General features: G+C 33.8%; 13 protein-coding genes. 9 read left to right on the top strand and 4 right to left on the bottom strand.

What is annotated here, in order from left to right; all coding sequences use genetic code 11:
* Nucleotides 1-6 precede the first annotated feature (6 nt).
* Complete coding sequence (gene rsmG / locus Q0856_RS14560; protein ID WP_298479107.1) at nucleotides 7-642, bottom strand: 16S rRNA (guanine(527)-N(7))-methyltransferase RsmG; 636 nt, start codon at nucleotides 640-642, stop codon at nucleotides 7-9.
* Between the two features lie 117 nt (nucleotides 643-759).
* Between rsmG and Q0856_RS14555 the strand changes: the two genes are divergently transcribed.
* Nucleotides 760-1,860 carry an acyl-CoA desaturase gene (locus Q0856_RS14555; protein ID WP_298479109.1) on the top strand — a complete coding sequence of 367 codons (1,101 nt, stop codon included), beginning with the start codon at nucleotides 760-762 and terminating at the stop codon, nucleotides 1,858-1,860.
* A gap of 109 nt (nucleotides 1,861-1,969) precedes the next feature.
* On the top strand, nucleotides 1,970-3,157 hold the full coding sequence (locus tag Q0856_RS14550) for a pyridoxal phosphate-dependent aminotransferase (protein ID WP_298506199.1): 1,188 nt from the start codon (nucleotides 1,970-1,972) through the stop codon (nucleotides 3,155-3,157).
* Nucleotides 3,158-3,311: 154 nt separating this feature from the next.
* On the opposite strand, the gene Q0856_RS14545 is transcribed toward Q0856_RS14550, so the two are convergent.
* Together Q0856_RS14545 and trkA are read right to left on the bottom strand one after the other, a co-directional pair.
* Nucleotides 3,312-4,802, bottom strand: a complete 1,491-nt coding sequence (locus Q0856_RS14545) for a potassium transporter TrkG (RefSeq protein WP_298506197.1) — start codon at nucleotides 4,800-4,802, stop codon at nucleotides 3,312-3,314.
* Between the two features lies 1 nt (nucleotide 4,803).
* The gene (gene trkA / locus Q0856_RS14540; RefSeq protein WP_298479118.1) at nucleotides 4,804-6,153 is read right to left on the bottom strand and encodes a Trk system potassium transporter TrkA; all 1,350 of its coding nucleotides are present in this window, start codon (nucleotides 6,151-6,153) and stop codon (nucleotides 4,804-4,806) included.
* A 260-nt stretch (nucleotides 6,154-6,413) separates the two neighbouring features.
* Here trkA and ubiE point away from each other — a divergent pair, with 260 nt between their 5' ends.
* On the top strand, nucleotides 6,414-7,142 hold the full coding sequence (gene ubiE, locus Q0856_RS14535) for a bifunctional demethylmenaquinone methyltransferase/2-methoxy-6-polyprenyl-1,4-benzoquinol methylase UbiE (protein WP_298479120.1): 729 nt from the start codon (nucleotides 6,414-6,416) through the stop codon (nucleotides 7,140-7,142).
* Nucleotides 7,143-7,174: 32 nt separating this feature from the next.
* The gene (locus Q0856_RS14530; RefSeq protein ID WP_298479123.1) at nucleotides 7,175-7,918 is read left to right on the top strand and encodes a porin family protein; all 744 of its coding nucleotides are present in this window, start codon (nucleotides 7,175-7,177) and stop codon (nucleotides 7,916-7,918) included.
* 105 nt (nucleotides 7,919-8,023) lie between these two features.
* On the opposite strand, the gene Q0856_RS14525 is transcribed toward Q0856_RS14530, so the two are convergent.
* Entirely contained in the window at nucleotides 8,024-8,752 is a 729-nt protein-coding gene (locus tag Q0856_RS14525; RefSeq protein ID WP_298506194.1) for a TrmH family RNA methyltransferase, read from the bottom strand.
* A gap of 24 nt (nucleotides 8,753-8,776) precedes the next feature.
* On the opposite strand from Q0856_RS14525, the gene Q0856_RS14520 reads away from it, so the two are divergent.
* From Q0856_RS14520 to Q0856_RS14500, 5 genes are all read left to right on the top strand, one after another.
* A complete protein-coding gene (locus Q0856_RS14520) occupies nucleotides 8,777-11,341 on the top strand; it encodes a BamA/TamA family outer membrane protein (RefSeq protein WP_298506192.1) in 2,565 nt (854 codons plus the stop codon).
* 151 nt (nucleotides 11,342-11,492) lie between these two features.
* Complete coding sequence (gene fbaA / locus Q0856_RS14515) at nucleotides 11,493-12,560, top strand: class II fructose-bisphosphate aldolase (RefSeq protein WP_298479129.1); 1,068 nt, start codon at nucleotides 11,493-11,495, stop codon at nucleotides 12,558-12,560.
* 36 nt (nucleotides 12,561-12,596) lie between these two features.
* Nucleotides 12,597-13,463 (top strand): acetyl-CoA carboxylase, carboxyltransferase subunit beta, encoded by an 867-nt coding sequence (accD, locus tag Q0856_RS14510; RefSeq protein ID WP_298479131.1) that lies wholly within the window; start codon nucleotides 12,597-12,599, stop codon nucleotides 13,461-13,463.
* A gap of 101 nt (nucleotides 13,464-13,564) precedes the next feature.
* Nucleotides 13,565-13,834, top strand: a complete 270-nt coding sequence (rpsO, locus tag Q0856_RS14505; RefSeq protein ID WP_298479133.1) for a 30S ribosomal protein S15 — start codon at nucleotides 13,565-13,567, stop codon at nucleotides 13,832-13,834.
* A gap of 211 nt (nucleotides 13,835-14,045) precedes the next feature.
* A complete protein-coding gene (locus Q0856_RS14500; protein WP_298479135.1) occupies nucleotides 14,046-16,292 on the top strand; it encodes a polyribonucleotide nucleotidyltransferase in 2,247 nt (748 codons plus the stop codon).
* Nucleotides 16,293-16,325: the final 33 nt, after the last annotated feature.

Raw genomic sequence — 16,325 nt, 5'->3', positions numbered from 1 at the left:
ATAGCTTTATCCCTTATATTTAATAGGCAGATAGACCACTTTTTTGGTCTCATAAAAATCTTCTTTAAAGAAGGTACTTAAATTAAAAATTTCAGCAGTTCTATAATCCTTTAATTCTTCGGACAAATCTCCTCCTTTTAAATACAGAATTCCGTTCTTTCTTTCGTGAACCGATTCTTTTTTAATACGCCCTTTTATCCATCTTACAAAAGTTGGCATTGCTGCCACAGCTCTACTAATTATAAAATCGTATTGAGAATCCAAATCCTCTACCCTAGAATGCAATGCCTTTACATTTGTTATACCCAAACCGTCAACCACTTCTTGTACCACTTTTATTTTTTTACCTATAGCATCTACCAAAGTAAATTGTACTTTAGGAAACAAAATAGCCATAGGGATTCCTGGGAATCCACCCCCAGTGCCAACATCTAACACATGCGCCCCATCTTTAAAAGCATGTATTTTTGCGATCCCCAAGGAATGAAGAACATGCCGCAGATAAAGCTCATCGATATCCTTTCTAGAAACCACGTTGATTTTCTGATTCCAATCTTTATATAAAAATTCTAACTTCTCAAACATACTTATCTGCTCATCAGACAAATCTGGGAAATATTTTAAAATAATATCAATCTTCATTTTTGCTAAAATTTTCAACAAAAATAGGGTTTTTACAGTCAATTATTTTTCTCTTTTTAGCAAAGTATTATAAGTACTTTATTTAGAATTAAGTTACCTTTACAAAAAAAATGTGTTATGGGAAAAACAACGATTAGGTTTTCCAGAAAAGACTCTACCGATTTTTTTAAAACCCTGAACAAAAGGGTTAACCAATACTTTAAAGAGAATAAAATAAAAAAAACAGGAGATTGGCGATTGCATTTAAAAACTGCAATAATGTTTACTCTATTTCTTGCACCCTACTTTGCCATCTTAACTTTAGGACTTCCGAATTGGGCTAATCTTCTATTAACTATCGTCATGGGCGTGGGTATGGCTGGTGTTGGCATGAACGTTATGCACGATGGCAATCATGGTTCTTACTCCAACAAAAAATGGGTGAATAAAATTATGGGAGGCAGTATTTATATTCTAGCCGGAAATGTTTACAACTGGCAGGTACAACATAATGTATTACACCATACGTATACGAACATTCAAGGACATGATGAAGATTTAGACGCAGGCAGAGTTTTACGTTTTTCTAAGCACGCTAAATGGCATAAATACCACAAATTTCAACACTACTATTCCATTTTTTTATATGGATTATTAACCTTTAACTGGGCCGTAACTACAGATTTTCAACAAATGTACAGATACACCAAAAGAAAATTGTCCTATGGTGAATTTCCGAATCCTGTTTTAAACTGGAGTAAACTTGTGATTTTTAAGATAATATATTTTTCCATTTGGATAATAATTCCTTTTATAATTCTTGATATATCTTGGTGGAAACTACTAATAGGCTTCTTTGTTATGCACTATGTTGCTGGTGTTATTTTAAGTGTTGTTTTTCAATTAGCACATGTAATTGATGATGCAGAAACACCATTGCCAGATGAGAAAGGAAACATTAAAAACACTTGGGCTATTCACCAATTATTTACTACCGTAAACTTTGGCAATAAAAGTAAATTAATAAACTGGTTTACCGGAGGGCTTAATCATCAGGTAGAACACCATATTTTCCCTAATATTAGCCATGTACATTACACAAAAATTGGCGAAATTGTTAAACAAACGGCAAAGGAGTTTAATTTACCTTACAACGAATACAAAACAACAAGAAAAGCTATAATTTCGCACTTTAAACATTTAAAAGAGCTAGGCAAAAAGCCTTCCTTACAATATTAATAAACTAACTAGAGCTAATTCCTCTAGGTATTAATTGGAAATTAATTTTTATTTCGGGACAAACCTCGAAACATTTACATCTCGATTATCGAGTAAATTTTTTTAACTCATGAGTAACAATTTATCTGACAGAATTAACAGTTTAGCTCCCTCTGCAACATTAGAAATGGCTGCAAAGGCAAGAGAATTAAGAGCTTCTGGAAAAGACATTATTGGCTTAAGCCTAGGCGAACCGGACTTTAACACTCCTGATTACATTAAAGAAGCCGCAATACAAGCTGTAAACGACGATTACAATTCATATACACCTGTTGATGGTTATGTGGAGCTTAAAGATGCCATTATCACAAAATTTAAGAGAGATAATAAAATTACTTATGACCGCGCTCAAATCGTGGTTTCAACTGGTGCCAAACAAGCATTGTATAATGTGGCTCAAGTTTGCCTTAACAAAGGAGACGAAGTATTGTTACCATGTCCTTACTGGGTAAGCTATAGTGATATTGTAAAGCTAGCGGATGGAGTACCTGTAGAAATAGAAACCTCTATTGACACCAACTTTAAAATGACTCCCGCACAGCTAGAAGCTGCTATTACTCCAAAAACTAAAATGCTTTGGTATAGCTCTCCTTGTAATCCTAGTGGCTCTATATACAGTAAAGAAGAATTAAGAGCGCTAGCAGATGTACTAAAAAAATATCCGCAAATTATTATTGTAAGTGATGAAATTTACGAACATATAAACTACGGAGTTACTGCGCATGCTTCTATGGCTGAATTTGAAGATATGTACGACCGCACTGTAACTGTAAATGGTGTAGCCAAAGCATTTGCAATGACTGGATGGCGTATTGGCTATATTGGAGCTCCTACTTATATCGCTAGAGCTTGTAACAAATTACAAGGACAAGTAACCAGTGGTGCAAATTGTATTGCCCAAAGAGCAGTAATAACAGCATTAGAAGAGCCCGTAAGCCGTATTCAATATATGGTTGACAAATTCAAAGAACGTAGAACCTTAATTTTAGGATTATTAAATGATATTGAAGGTTTTAAATGTAATGAACCGGAAGGAGCATTTTACGTTTACCCAGATGTAACTTATTTCTTTGGCAAAACAATAAACGGAACCAAAATTAATAATGCCTCTGATTTTTCTATGTACTTACTAGAAAATGCAAACGTTGCTACTGTAACAGGCGATGCTTTTGGAAATGGAAATTCTATTAGAATATCTTATGCCGCTAGTGAAGAACAAATTACTGAAGCAATTAGTAGAATTAAAGCTGCTTTATAAAACATACCTTTCTATAATAAAAAAAAGCCTGCGAAAAGCAGGCTTTTTTTTATTACTACTCGTAATCAGTAAAGTTAAGACTCTTAATACTTAATCAAAATAACAAAGAAGAGTTCCTTTTATTGTATAGACCCACCTCGCTCGTCAGCAATATTTATGTTTTCTTCCAAAAATAAGGGGTAAATAATATGAGCACCGTAAAAAGCTCTAATCTACCTGCAAGCATTAAAAAACCGCACCACCATTTACCCAAAGTTGGTAAACTATTAAAATTACTTAAAGGGTTTAAGCTACCTAAACCAGGACCTACATTACCTAAAGAAGTTGCTGCACCACCAATGGCAGACATAAAATCTAATCCCATCGCTCCTAGAACCAATGCTCCGATAATAAACAGCAGCATATATAGAACAAAAAAAGCTATAATATTATACACTATATGCTCCTTAACCGTCTTATTATTGTATCTCACAGGAATAATTGCATTTAAATGCAAAGTTCTCTTAAATTCTAACAATCCATTTTTAATTATCAATAAATGTCGCATTACTTTAATACCACCAGCAGTAGAACCTGCTGAGCCACCTAAAAACATTAAACCAAAAAAGAATACGGTTAAAAAGGGAGTCCAACTAGTAAAATCCGCGGAAACAAAACCCGTAGTAGTAACCACTGCAATTACTTGAAATAGAGAATGCCGAAAAGAACTTTCGGCCGCTCCAAACACCATTGGATGATATTCCGAAATTTCTACATTTGCCTGATAATAAACAACAAAAGCCGCAATTATAGAGAATAATAAAACAAAAATAGAATAGAATTTAAATTCTTCATCTTTCAAAGCACGTTGAACTTTTCCTTTAAAAACAAAGTAGCTCAAAACAAAATTACTTCCGGCCAAGAACATAAAAAATATAATAATATATTGTATCAAAGGGGAATCATTCCAATATGCTAAGCTCGCGTTTTTTGTAGAAAACCCTCCTGTGGACAAGGTTGACAAGGAATGATTTACAGCATCAAAAAAAGACATTCCAGCCAATTTTAATAAAATAGTCTCCGCCACAGTGTACCCAACGTAAATATACCATAGGCGCTTTGCCGTATCTGTTATTCTAGGATGCAACTTATCTGCACTTGGACCTGGAGCTTCTGCTGCAAACAATTGCATACCTCCTATACCTAACAAAGGTAATACAGCAATTGTGAGTACAATAATCCCCATACCCCCTATCCAATGAGTAATACTCCTCCATATTAAAATACCTTCTGGCATAGCTTCTATATCATCTAAAATAGAAGCGCCTGTAGTAGTGTAGCCCGACATTGTTTCGAAAAATGCGTTTGTAACATCTGGAATAGCACCTGAAAATAAATAAGGTAACATACCAGAGATGGACATAACCATCCAACCAAAAGTTACAATAATATACCCCTCCTTACGCTTTACTTCTTTTTTGTGGTCCCTAGTAGAATACATTAAAAAAGTACCAATAAACATACTTGTAATAGAAGCTAAAGAAATTCCTAGAGTTGCTCCATCTTTATATATTCCACTTACAATCGCTGCAATGAGCATAAACAAGCCATTAAAAAGCAACAGCAAGCCCATAAGGTGAAAAACTATTTTAGAATTAAGTTTCATATTACAAGAACAGCTTTTCTATTTCAGCAATCACTTTTGGCAAACAGCAAACAACTACTCTATCCCCTGCTTTAATCTCAAAACCACCAAGGGCAATAATCCCTTTACCATCTCTTACTACTCCCCCTATTGTTGCAGATTTTGGAAAATCTAACTCCCTAATAATGGTTCCTGTCACCTTAGAATTTGGTTTCACAACAAATTCTAGTATTTCTGCATTCAAATTATTTAATCGCATGGAAGCCACTACTTCTCCTTTACGAATATGTCTGAATATATTATTAGCAGCAAGTAATTTTTTATTAATTAAAGTATCTATACCTATGGAATGAGATAATTGAAAGTAATCCATATTCTCTACCAAAGCAATAGTCTTCTTTACATGTTTAGATTTTGCAACCAAACAAGACATAATATTAGTCTCTGAATTTCCAGTTACCGCTATAAAAGCATCCATAGACTCTAAACTTTCTTCTTGCAATAATTCTACATTCCTACCATCCCCATTAATTACTAATGCGTTTGGCAAATCATCAGCCAAATCAAAGGCTTTTTCTTTATTTTTTTCTACGAGTTTTACATTGAATTTATTTACACACAAATCTCTTGCGGTCTTAAAACCAACTTTACTACCACCAAGAATCATTACATTCTTAATCTCTTCTTTTTTCTTATCGGACAACTTATAAAGTTCATCTACACCCTCACTTGTGGTTATGAAATAAACTTGATCCCCTTCCTTAAAAATTGTATCTCCTCTAGGAATAACAGTAAATTGGGTTCCTAATCTCTTCAAGGCAATGGGCATAAAGTGCAATTCCGAAAATATTTTTGCAGCCTCTTTTACCATTTTACCCACGAAAGGAGCTGTTTTCAATAATGAAACCCCAACCATAATTAACTTACCGTCTTCAAAATCGTACGTATCGTTAAAAGCAGATTTACTCAGTAATAACTGAATTTCCGCAGCAGCCAATTCTTCTGGAGAAATTAATTCATCTATCCCTAATTCCGAAAACTTAACCGTTTCTTTATTATCAATAAATTCTGTATTAGATATTCTGGCGATAGTTCTCTTACACCCCAATTGCTTCGCAAGCATACATAATGTAATATTGGTAGTCTCCGAAGAGGTTACCCCAATCACCAAATCCGAATCCTGAACTTGTGCATCTTGTAATAAAGAGATTGAAGTTGCATCTCCTTTTATTACCCGTATATCTAGATGGCTATCCGCATAAGCTAAACTATCTTTTCGCGTATCTATTAATGTAATATCCTGGGATTCATAAGACAGCAATTTTGCTAAATGAAACCCTACTTCACCTGCTCCTGCAATTATTATTTTCATTTATTACTTATATTGTTTATCATAGGTAAGAACACAGGTCCCATCCAAACATCTAGAAAGAAATACCATCTTTGGTATATTTAGCTCAACATGGCTCATTTTACAAAAATTAGAAAATTTTGCAAGGCAAAATTACATAATTAAATTGGTTACCATCTACTTTAACCTTTTAAAGAACATAAGATTACCTTCTTTTATTGTGTAAATAAAGGAGTATTAGCATTCTCCTATATTGTATATTTGCCCAAAATTGCAAAAAAATGACCAAAAAGGTTACTCCATACAAAAACTCAGATTTAGGTAAAAAAGAACAGGTTACCCAAATGTTTAACACCATTTCTAAGAATTACGATGGCTTAAACAGAGTTATTTCTTTTGGAATTGATATAAAATGGCGCAAAAAAGTAGTTTCGATTTTATCCAAAAAGAAACCTGCTTCTATTTTAGATATCGCAACAGGCACAGGTGATCTAGCTATTAATATGGTAGATACTGGTGCCACAAAAATTGTTGGGTTAGATATCTCTCCTGGAATGCTTGAAGTAGGTAAAAACAAAATTGCAGACAAAAATTTAAACCATACTATTGATATGGTTGTTGGAGATAGTGAAAATTTGCCCTTTGAAGAAAACTCCTTTGACGCTATTACTGTGGCATTTGGTGTTCGTAATTTTGAAAACTTAGAAAAAGGTTTATCCGAAATATATAGAGTACTTAAACCCAACGGCTCTTTTGTTGTTTTAGAAACATCAGTACCAACAAAAACACCTTTTAAACAAGGGTATCATTTATATACTAAATACATCCTACCATTAATAGGGAGAATATTCTCTAAAGACCGCTCTGCATACGCTTATTTAAGTGAATCAGCCTCTGTTTTTCCACATGGAGAAAAGTTCAACAATATTTTAAGCAAAATCGGGTTTATAGATGTAGTGAATAAACCACAAACTTTTGGAGTAGCATCTATATATGTTGCTTCTAAATAAAGGTTATAAAGCCAGTACACGGCAATAGCGGTATGACAAAATTAGATATAAAAAATAGTTTCTTATCCAAATTCATTGGAAAAGCTTTTCTTTTCGCTACTATAATTAGTTTCTTTTTTATTAGCCACAAAACAGAAGCTCAATTTAATGAAAGACCAGTTCTTAATTTAGAAAATGAAGATGAACCTTTATTGAACTGGGGATATTATTTGGGATTTAATCAATATGATTTTAAGTTTAGCTATATAAATAACGCCCCAGATATTCTAGTTCAGAAAAGTATAGGCTTTAATGTTGGTCTAATAGGCGAATTAAGACTAAACAAACACTTAGACCTTAGATTTGAACCAGGCTTAAGCTATACCTCTAGAAACCTCGGATTTACAGGTTTTACTGAAGAACGCGACGCTATAAGGGAAGTAAAATCTACTTATATCAATTTTCCCTTACTATTAAAAGCTAGTGCAAAAAGGCTAGGCAACTGGAAACCTTATTTGGTCGGAGGTGTATCTACCTCTATGAACTTAGGAAGTAATGAAACTAGTTTAGATGATAATTCCGCAGGAACTTTTAGAATGAAAAAATCGGTTTACAACTATGAGATAGGGTTTGGTATTGATTTTTACTTAGAATACTTTAAATTTTCTCCTTCTATTCGTGGAGTATTTGCTCTAACAGATGAATTAGTAAGAGATACAGATGTTAATAGTCCTTGGACTGGCAACATAGATGTAATGCAAACCCGTGGTCTTTTTATAAATTTTACATTTGAGTAAACTACCTCAGAGCAAGCCGCCTACACACTAATTAATATTCAATTTTTATTTTACAGCAAGCATCGGAACATTTAAAACTAAACTCGATAATCGAGTATTTTTTTTTTAGAAAACCGACCTTCTTATTTCATTTAACAAAATAGAAGTAGCCGTTGCAACATTTAAACTCTCTGTAGTCTTATCTCCAAATTGTGGTATCGATATTTTATTAGAACAAAGCATCTCTATTTCTTTAGAAACTCCATTTGCTTCGTTCCCCATTACCAATACTCCTTTTTCAGGAATCTTTTCTTTATAAATGACATTTCCATCCATAAAAGCACCATATATTGGTAATTCTGTTTCTTCTAAGAAATGCTTTAAATCTGTATAAACAATATTCATTCTAGAAATAGACCCCATTGTTGCTTGTAAAACTTTAGGGTTATAACAATCTACCGTAGTCAATGAACAAAATAGATTTTTAATTCCAAACCAATCGCACAATCTAATTATTGTTCCAAGATTTCCAGGATCCCTGACATCATCTAACACAACCACCCAATCTTTAACTTCTGCTATTTTATTATCAGGAATTTTAAAAACTCCTAACACCGAACTAGGGTTTTTCAAAGAACTCATTTGTTTCATTTCATTACCATCTACTAGCTTGCAAATTTCCCCTAATTGGGCAGCAAAATTTTCTTCAGTGCTAAAAATTTTATGCAGCTCCACTTTAGACGCCAATAACTCCTCTACCGTTTTTTTTCCTTCAACCACAAACAATTTCTGCTGATTTCGGCATTTTTTTTGCTGTAAGCTTTTGATAAGTTTTATTTGGCTTTTACCAACCATTCAAATAATGTATTTTTGATTTCTATGAAGATAGTATTGCGATTTATAAAATACCTTGCTAAAATAAGCTTATTATTTTTAGCTATAGCAATCACATCTTGCAATACTCTTAAAAGAGTCGGTAAAAATGAACTTCTTATTACCAAAAATAATATTTACGCCAACGACGAAAAAATAAACAATGAAGACATTGAAAGCCTAATTGTACAGGAACCCAATAGCACCCTTTTAGGATACCCACTACGATTAAACTTATATAATTTAGCTAAAAAAAACCCAGATTCTTCTTTTCAAAACTGGCTTCATAAAAAAGAAAATAGAGAACAAAAACTAATTAATTTACTTTCCAAAAAACAAGTAAATAGACTTGGTGAATCCTTTGTTGTAAAAGGGCTAAGCGTTTGGCTTAAAAACATTGGTGAAGCCCCTGCTATTTTAGACTCTTTAAAAACAAAAAAATCGTTAGAAAGGCTTAGCGCTTATTATCGTAGTAAAGGTTATTTTAATAACAATACCACTTTTAAAATAGATAGTAGTAAAAGAAAACAGAGAATTAAAATTAACTACAACATAGCTTTAGGAAAACCTTTTATGCTAGACACAGTAACAAAAAATATTTCCTCAACAGTCATAGATTCTATTTATAAAGTTTATGAAACGCATTCTTTTATTACGTCAGGACAACAATTTAATGTTGGTGATTTTAACCAAGAAAGAGAAAGACTAACTTCTATTTTTAGAAATAACGGAATTTATAATTTTCAGGAAAGCTCTATATCCTATACCGTAGCAACAGATACAGCCAAAACCGACAATGACCAATTAATGAATATAGAACTCAACATAGCTGGTCTTAAAATAAGAGGAGATAGCACCGTAACCACATCTAACTATAATATTGCCCGCTATAACAATATTAATATTTATACGGACTACCTTTTTAGTGATGAAAAAAAAGAACTACAGTCTTTGGACTATAAAGGGTACACTATATATTTTAAAGAAAAACTAAAATATAAGCCCAAAACTCTAATTAATGCCATATTTTTTAAAAAAGACAGTATTTACAGAGAGTTAGATAAAATACGAACTTACAGACAAATAAATAGTCTTAACGCATTTAAGTATCCTGGAATAAACATTGAACAGAATAATTCTACGCACCAACTAAATACCGACATATATCTTGCTAGCAGACCTAAATATGCTTTAGAAACGGATTTAGAGGTAACAAGATCAAATATTAGAACCATAGGAATAGGTTTTGGAAGCTCGCTTTTAATGCGTAATATTTTTCAAGGAGCAGAAACATTAAGCCTTTCTGCAAATGGTTCCTTTGGTAGACTAAGCAACTCCTCCTTAGCGAGTAACTCATTTTCTGAAATAGGAGCAGATATAAACTTAAATTTTCCAAGAATTTGGCTTCCGTTTATAAATACAGATAGGATTATACCCAATTACTATTTACCTAAAACTACCGTAACTATAGGTACAAGTTTTCAAAAAAATATAGGTTTAGACAAACAAACTGTGAATAGTATTCTTAGTTATAATTGGAAACCATCTGATTTTACACAAAACACATTAGAGTTATTAAATATACAGTACGTAAATAATAAGAATGAAAATCGCTTTTTTGAAGTATACCAGAGTTCTTATAGCCAACTAGATGAAATTGCCAATAATTATGAGTCAGAACTCCCAACAACCTTATTCAACGCAGACTCTAGTTTAATAATTCCAAATGGTACAACTGGTTTTATTAATGCTGTTTTAAATAACGAAATAGCAACCACAACAGAAGATAAAGACGACGTTAGAAGTATTCAAGAAAGACAAGAAAGGCTAACAGAAAATAACTTAATATTTGCTAGCAATTACACGTATTCTAAAAACAACAAAAAAGGAATCAAAGACAATAACTTTTATCAATTTAGATTTAAGTTAGAAAGCGCAGGAAATTTCCTTTCCGGACTATCTTACCTTATGAAATTCGATGAAAAAGATGGTAAACTTCAAGCTTTTGACCTCCCCTACTCCCAATATATTAAAACAGAATTAGACTACGTTAAATATTGGGATTTAAACCGATCTAACGTTTTAGCTTTTCGAAGTTTTACAGGAATTGCTATTCCTTATGGTAATTCCGACAACATCCCATTTGTACGTAGCTACTTTGCCGGCGGCCCCAATGACAATAGAGCCTGGTTCCCATACTCCCTAGGTCCAGGAAGAACGAATGCCGCAAACGATTTTAACGAAGCAAATTTTAAAATAGCATTAAATATAGAATACAGGTTTCCGATTGCGGGGGATTTTAATGGTGCCATTTTTGCCGATGCTGGTAATATTTGGAATGTTTTTGATAATGTAGATGATTCAGATGCTACTTTTTCTGGAATACAATCTTTAGAAGATATAGCCCTCGGCTCTGGTTTTGGAATAAGGTATGACGCAACTTATTTTATTTTTAGAGTTGACCTCGGCTTTAAAACTTATAATCCTGCCGAAATAGCTTCAAAAAGATGGTTTAGAGATTATAATTTTGCAAATTCTGTATTGCAAATAGGGATAAATTATCCTTTTTAAATTCTATTTGTATTTTTACCTATTAACGCAATCGTTTTAGATACCGTATATTAGCAAACCTCCTCGTTTACAGTCCAAAAGACGATTATCTATTAATAATTTTAGTTACTTTTGTGATTCAATTTTTTTTAAACATTTAACATACAAAAAAATGGCTCACAACATTAAACCAGGAGTTGCAACAGGAGATCAGGTTCAAGAAATATTTAATTATGCAAAAGAAAAAGGATTTGCTTTGCCTGCTGTAAACGTAATAGGTTCAGATACTATTAACGGAGTATTAGAAACGGCAGCAAGCCTAAATGCACCTGTAATTATTCAATTTTCCAATGGTGGAGCTCAATTTAATGCTGGTAAAGGTCTTTCTAACGAAGGCCAAAATGCCGCCATACAAGGAGCTGTTGCTGGAGCAAAACATGTACATCAATTAGCAGAAGCTTATGGAGCTACTGTTATTTTACATACGGATCACTGTGCTAAAAAATTGCTACCATGGATTGATGGTCTTTTAGATGCAAGCGAAAAACATTATGCAGAAACAGGAAAATCACTTTTCAGTTCTCATATGATTGACCTTTCTGAAGAACCCCTAGAAGAAAACATAGAAATATGTAAAGGCTACTTAGAAAGAATGAGTAAAATGGACATGACTTTAGAGATTGAATTAGGAATTACTGGTGGAGAAGAAGATGGTGTTGATAATTCTGATGTAGATGATTCTAAGTTATATACACAACCAGAAGAAGTAGCATATGCTTACGAAGAACTTTCTAAAGTAAGTCCTAAATTTACTATCGCAGCAGCTTTTGGTAATGTTCATGGTGTTTATAAACCAGGAAATGTAAAATTAACTCCGAAAATTCTTAAGAATTCGCAAGAATTTATTTCGAAAAAATATAACGTAGAGCATAACCATATAGATTTTGTATTCCATGGCGGATCTGGATCTACAGTCGAAGAAATTCGTGAAGGTATTAGTTACGGGGTTATAAAAATGAACATTGACACAGATTTACAATATGCCTTCTTATCAGGCGTAAGAGACTATGTTCAAGACAATAAGGACTATTTACAAGGCCAGATTGGCAACCCAAAAGGAGCTGATGAACCTAACAAAAAATTCTATGATCCAAGAGTTTGGTTACGCGAAGGAGAAAAAAGTTTTGTAGAAAGATTGAAAAAAGCCTTTGAAGATTTAAACAATGTTAATACATTGTAGCCCCAAAATAAATCTAACAGTACCTAAATAGAATATATGACGGCTTGGTTTAAAAGAACAGAAAAAGGAATACAAACTTCAACAGAAGAAAAGAAAGACACTCCAAAAGGATTATGGTATAAATCCCCAACAGGTAAAATTGTTGAATCTGATGAGTTAGCCAAAAATTTTTACGTGAGTCCAGAAGACGATTATCATGTAAGAATTGGAAGCAAAGAGTATTTTGAAATTCTTTTTGACGAAAATAAGTTCAAAGAACTGGATGCCAAATTATCTTCTAAAGACCCGCTTAAATTTGAAGACACTAAAAAATATTCTGACCGCTTAAAAGCTGCACAAAAAAAGACAGGTTTAAAAGATGCTGTGAGAACAGCAGTAGGTAAATCGCTTGGTAAAGACTTAGTAATTTGCTGCATGGACTTTGCCTTTATTGGTGGCTCTATGGGAAGTGTTGTTGGTGAAAAAATTGCAAGAGGGGTAGATTACTCTATTAAAAATAAGATTCCGTTTTTAATGATATCTAAATCTGGTGGCGCCCGTATGATGGAAGCTGCTATATCATTAATGCAACTAGCAAAAACTTCTGCCAAACTAGCGCAGCTAGCGGAGGCAGAAGTTCCTTATATTTCTTTATGCACAGATCCAACAACTGGAGGAACTACCGCATCATACGCCATGCTAGGCGATATTAACATTTCGGAACCAGGAGCTCTAATAGGATTTGCTGGACCTAGAATTGTAAAAGATTTTACAGGTCAGGACCTTCCTGAAGGCTTTCAAACTTCGGAATTTTTATTAGAACATGGATTTTTAGATTTTATTTCTCACCGAAGAGATTTAAAAAAGAACATTAACTTGTATATAGACTTAATAACAAACAACACTGTTCGTAAAGCTATCTAAGGTTTTTCTAAAAAAACGTATTTCTAACAATAATTATTTCTATATTTGCGGCTTGATTGAAAATCAATCGTATACATAAAAATCATTAAACCAATATTGGAATGTATTTAACAAAAGAAGTAAAAGCCGAAATTTTTGCAAAACACGGCGGTAAAGCAGAGAACACAGGTTCTACTGAAGGTCAAATTGCATTGTTTACACATCGCATTAACCACTTAACTGGTCACCTTAAGAAAAACCACAAAGATTTTAACACAGAGCGTTCTCTAGTAAAATTAGTAGGTAAAAGAAGAAGCCTTTTAGACTATTTAAAGAAGAAAGATATTGTAAAATATCGTGAGCTTATCGTAGAATTAGGCATTAGAAAATAAATTTTAAAGGGGAAGCAATGCTTCCCCTTTCTATTATGCTCCACTGTTCAGGAGGTAAAACCCTTTTTCATTTAGGAAGAACAAACACAAAAAGCTACGTATAGTTTTTCATTGGTCCGCACAACAACACAACACACAATTTGCCATATCGTGGCAAAAGACCATTGTTTAACACCTATGCCAATAAAAGAGCATGGGTAAAATCGAATTTATGATTCCAAAAGTATTTAAAGAGGTCATAGACCTTGGTGACGGTAGAGAAATTACTATCGAAACAGGAAAGTTAGCAAAACAAGCCCATGGTTCTGTTGTTGTTACATCCGGGAAATGTATGTTACTATGTACCGTTGTTTCCAACTACAAACAAGCAGATGTGGATTTTTTACCGTTAACGGTAGATTATCGCGAAAAGTTTGCTGCTGCCGGTCGTTACCCTGGCGGCTTCTTTAAAAGAGAAGCAAGACCAAGTGATGGCGAAGTATTAACTATGCGTTTAGTAGATCGTGTATTACGTCCGTTATTTCCAAAAGATTACCATTCAGAAACACAAGTTATGATTCAGCTAATGTCTCATGACGAAAACGTTATGCCAGATGCTATGGCTGGTTTAGCCGCATCAGCAGCGATTCAATTATCAGATTTTCCATTCGAATGTGCTATTTCAGAAGCTAGAGTTGGTCGTGTAAACGGCGAATTTATCATTAACCCAACTAGAGCACAATTAGAGGAATCAGACATTGATATGATGATTGGGGCCTCGGCAGATTCTGTTATGATGGTGGAGGGTGAAATGGATGAAATTTCCGAAGAAGAAATGACCGAAGCTATTAAGTTTGCACACGAAGCTATTAAAGTACAATGTGCTGCGCAAGAAGCTTTAGCTAAAGCCTTTGGCAAAAAAGAAGTTCGTGAGTACGAACCAGAAAGAGAAGATGCTGAATTAGCTGAAAAAATTCATAGTATGGCATACGATAAAGTATATGCCGTTGCACAAGCAGGTTCTGCAAAACATGAGCGTAGTGCTGCTTTTGGAGAAATAAAAGAAGAAATAAAAGCTTCTTTCTCTGAAGAAGAGCAAGAAGATTATGGCGCATTAATTTCTAAATACTATAGCAAAGCTGAAAAAGCAGCAGTTAGAGATTTAACCCTAAACGAAGGCTTACGTTTAGATGGTCGTAAAACAGATGAAATTAGACCTATCTGGTGTGAGGTAGATTACCTACCATCAACTCATGGTTCTTCTATATTCACTCGTGGAGAAACACAAGCACTAGCCACAGTAACTTTAGGAACATCTAGAGAGGCAAATAAAATAGATATGCCATCTTATGAAGGCGAAGAAAATTTCTATCTACATTATAACTTCCCTCCTTTCTCAACAGGAGAAGCTAGACCAATTAGAGGTACATCTCGTAGAGAAGTAGGTCATGGTAACTTAGCACAAAGAGCTTTAAAAGGAATGGTTCCTGCAGATTGCCCATACACAGTACGTGTAGTTTCGGAAATCTTAGAATCTAATGGCTCTTCTTCTATGGCTACTGTATGCGCAGGTACCATGGCAATGATGGATGCTGGTGTACAATTAAAGAAACCCGTATCTGGTATTGCAATGGGATTAATTTCTGATGCTGATTCTGGAAAATATGCTGTATTATCTGATATTTTAGGTGATGAAGATCATTTAGGAGATATGGACTTTAAAGTTACAGGTACCGAAGATGGAATTACTGCATGCCAAATGGATATTAAAGTAAAAGGTCTTTCTTACGAAATTCTTGTAAATGCATTGAAGCAAGCTCGTGATGGTCGTTTACATATATTAGGAAAAATCACAGATACTATTTCTACTCCTAATGCGGATGTTAAAGATCATGCACCAACAATGATAACTAGAAGAATTCCTAATGAATTCATTGGAGCATTAATTGGTCCTGGTGGAAAAGTAATTCAAGAACTTCAAAAAGAAACAGAAACTACTATTGTAATTAATGAGGATCCAGTTACAGAAGAAGGTATCGTTGAAGTTTTAGGCGTTGGCAACAAAGGTATTGATGCTGTTTTAGCTAAAATAGACTCTTTATTGTTTAAGCCAGAAAAAGGTAGCGTTTATGAAGTTAAAGTAATTAAAATGTTAGATTTTGGCGCAGTTGTAGAATATACAGATGCCCCTGGAAATGAAGTTTTATTACATGTTTCTGAACTAGCTTGGGAGCGCACTGAAAATGTTACAGATGTTGTAAACATGGGAGATGTTTTTGATGTAAAATATTTTGGTGTAGACCCTAGAACACGTAAAGAAAAAGTTTCTCGTAAAGCTCTTTTACCAAAACCAGAAGGTTATGTAGAAAGACCACCAAGAGATAACAATCGTGGACGTGACAACAGAGGTAGAGATAATCGTGGACGCGATAACCGTAGAGACGATAGAAAACCTAGAGAAAATAAGAAAGAGGATTAAATCTTACTAATCTTATAAAGACAAAAACCCCAA

This window comes from uncultured Maribacter sp. (assembly GCF_947496775.1).
GTDB lineage: Bacteria > Bacteroidota > Bacteroidia > Flavobacteriales > Flavobacteriaceae > Maribacter_B.
The sequence above is the reverse complement of the archived record's forward strand: the minus strand, read 5'-3'. Positions and strand labels throughout refer to the sequence as shown.

Excerpts from the sequence above, each read along its gene's own strand:
- rsmG (WP_298479107.1), bottom strand. The coding sequence starts at position 642 with ATGAAGATTGATATTATTTTAAAATATTTCCCAGATTTGTCTGATGAG.
- Q0856_RS14555 (WP_298479109.1), top strand. The coding sequence starts at position 760 with ATGGGAAAAACAACGATTAGGTTTTCCAGAAAAGACTCTACCGATTTT.
- Q0856_RS14550 (WP_298506199.1), top strand. The coding sequence starts at position 1,970 with ATGAGTAACAATTTATCTGACAGAATTAACAGTTTAGCTCCCTCTGCA.
- Q0856_RS14545 (WP_298506197.1), bottom strand. The coding sequence starts at position 4,802 with ATGAAACTTAATTCTAAAATAGTTTTTCACCTTATGGGCTTGCTGTTG.
- trkA (WP_298479118.1), bottom strand. The coding sequence starts at position 6,153 with ATGAAAATAATAATTGCAGGAGCAGGTGAAGTAGGGTTTCATTTAGCA.
- ubiE (WP_298479120.1), top strand. The coding sequence starts at position 6,414 with ATGACCAAAAAGGTTACTCCATACAAAAACTCAGATTTAGGTAAAAAA.
- Q0856_RS14530 (WP_298479123.1), top strand. The coding sequence starts at position 7,175 with ATGACAAAATTAGATATAAAAAATAGTTTCTTATCCAAATTCATTGGA.
- Q0856_RS14525 (WP_298506194.1), bottom strand. The coding sequence starts at position 8,752 with ATGGTTGGTAAAAGCCAAATAAAACTTATCAAAAGCTTACAGCAAAAA.
- Q0856_RS14520 (WP_298506192.1), top strand. The coding sequence starts at position 8,777 with ATGAAGATAGTATTGCGATTTATAAAATACCTTGCTAAAATAAGCTTA.
- fbaA (WP_298479129.1), top strand. The coding sequence starts at position 11,493 with ATGGCTCACAACATTAAACCAGGAGTTGCAACAGGAGATCAGGTTCAA.
- accD (WP_298479131.1), top strand. The coding sequence starts at position 12,597 with ATGACGGCTTGGTTTAAAAGAACAGAAAAAGGAATACAAACTTCAACA.
- rpsO (WP_298479133.1), top strand. The coding sequence starts at position 13,565 with ATGTATTTAACAAAAGAAGTAAAAGCCGAAATTTTTGCAAAACACGGC.
- Q0856_RS14500 (WP_298479135.1), top strand. The coding sequence starts at position 14,046 with ATGATTCCAAAAGTATTTAAAGAGGTCATAGACCTTGGTGACGGTAGA.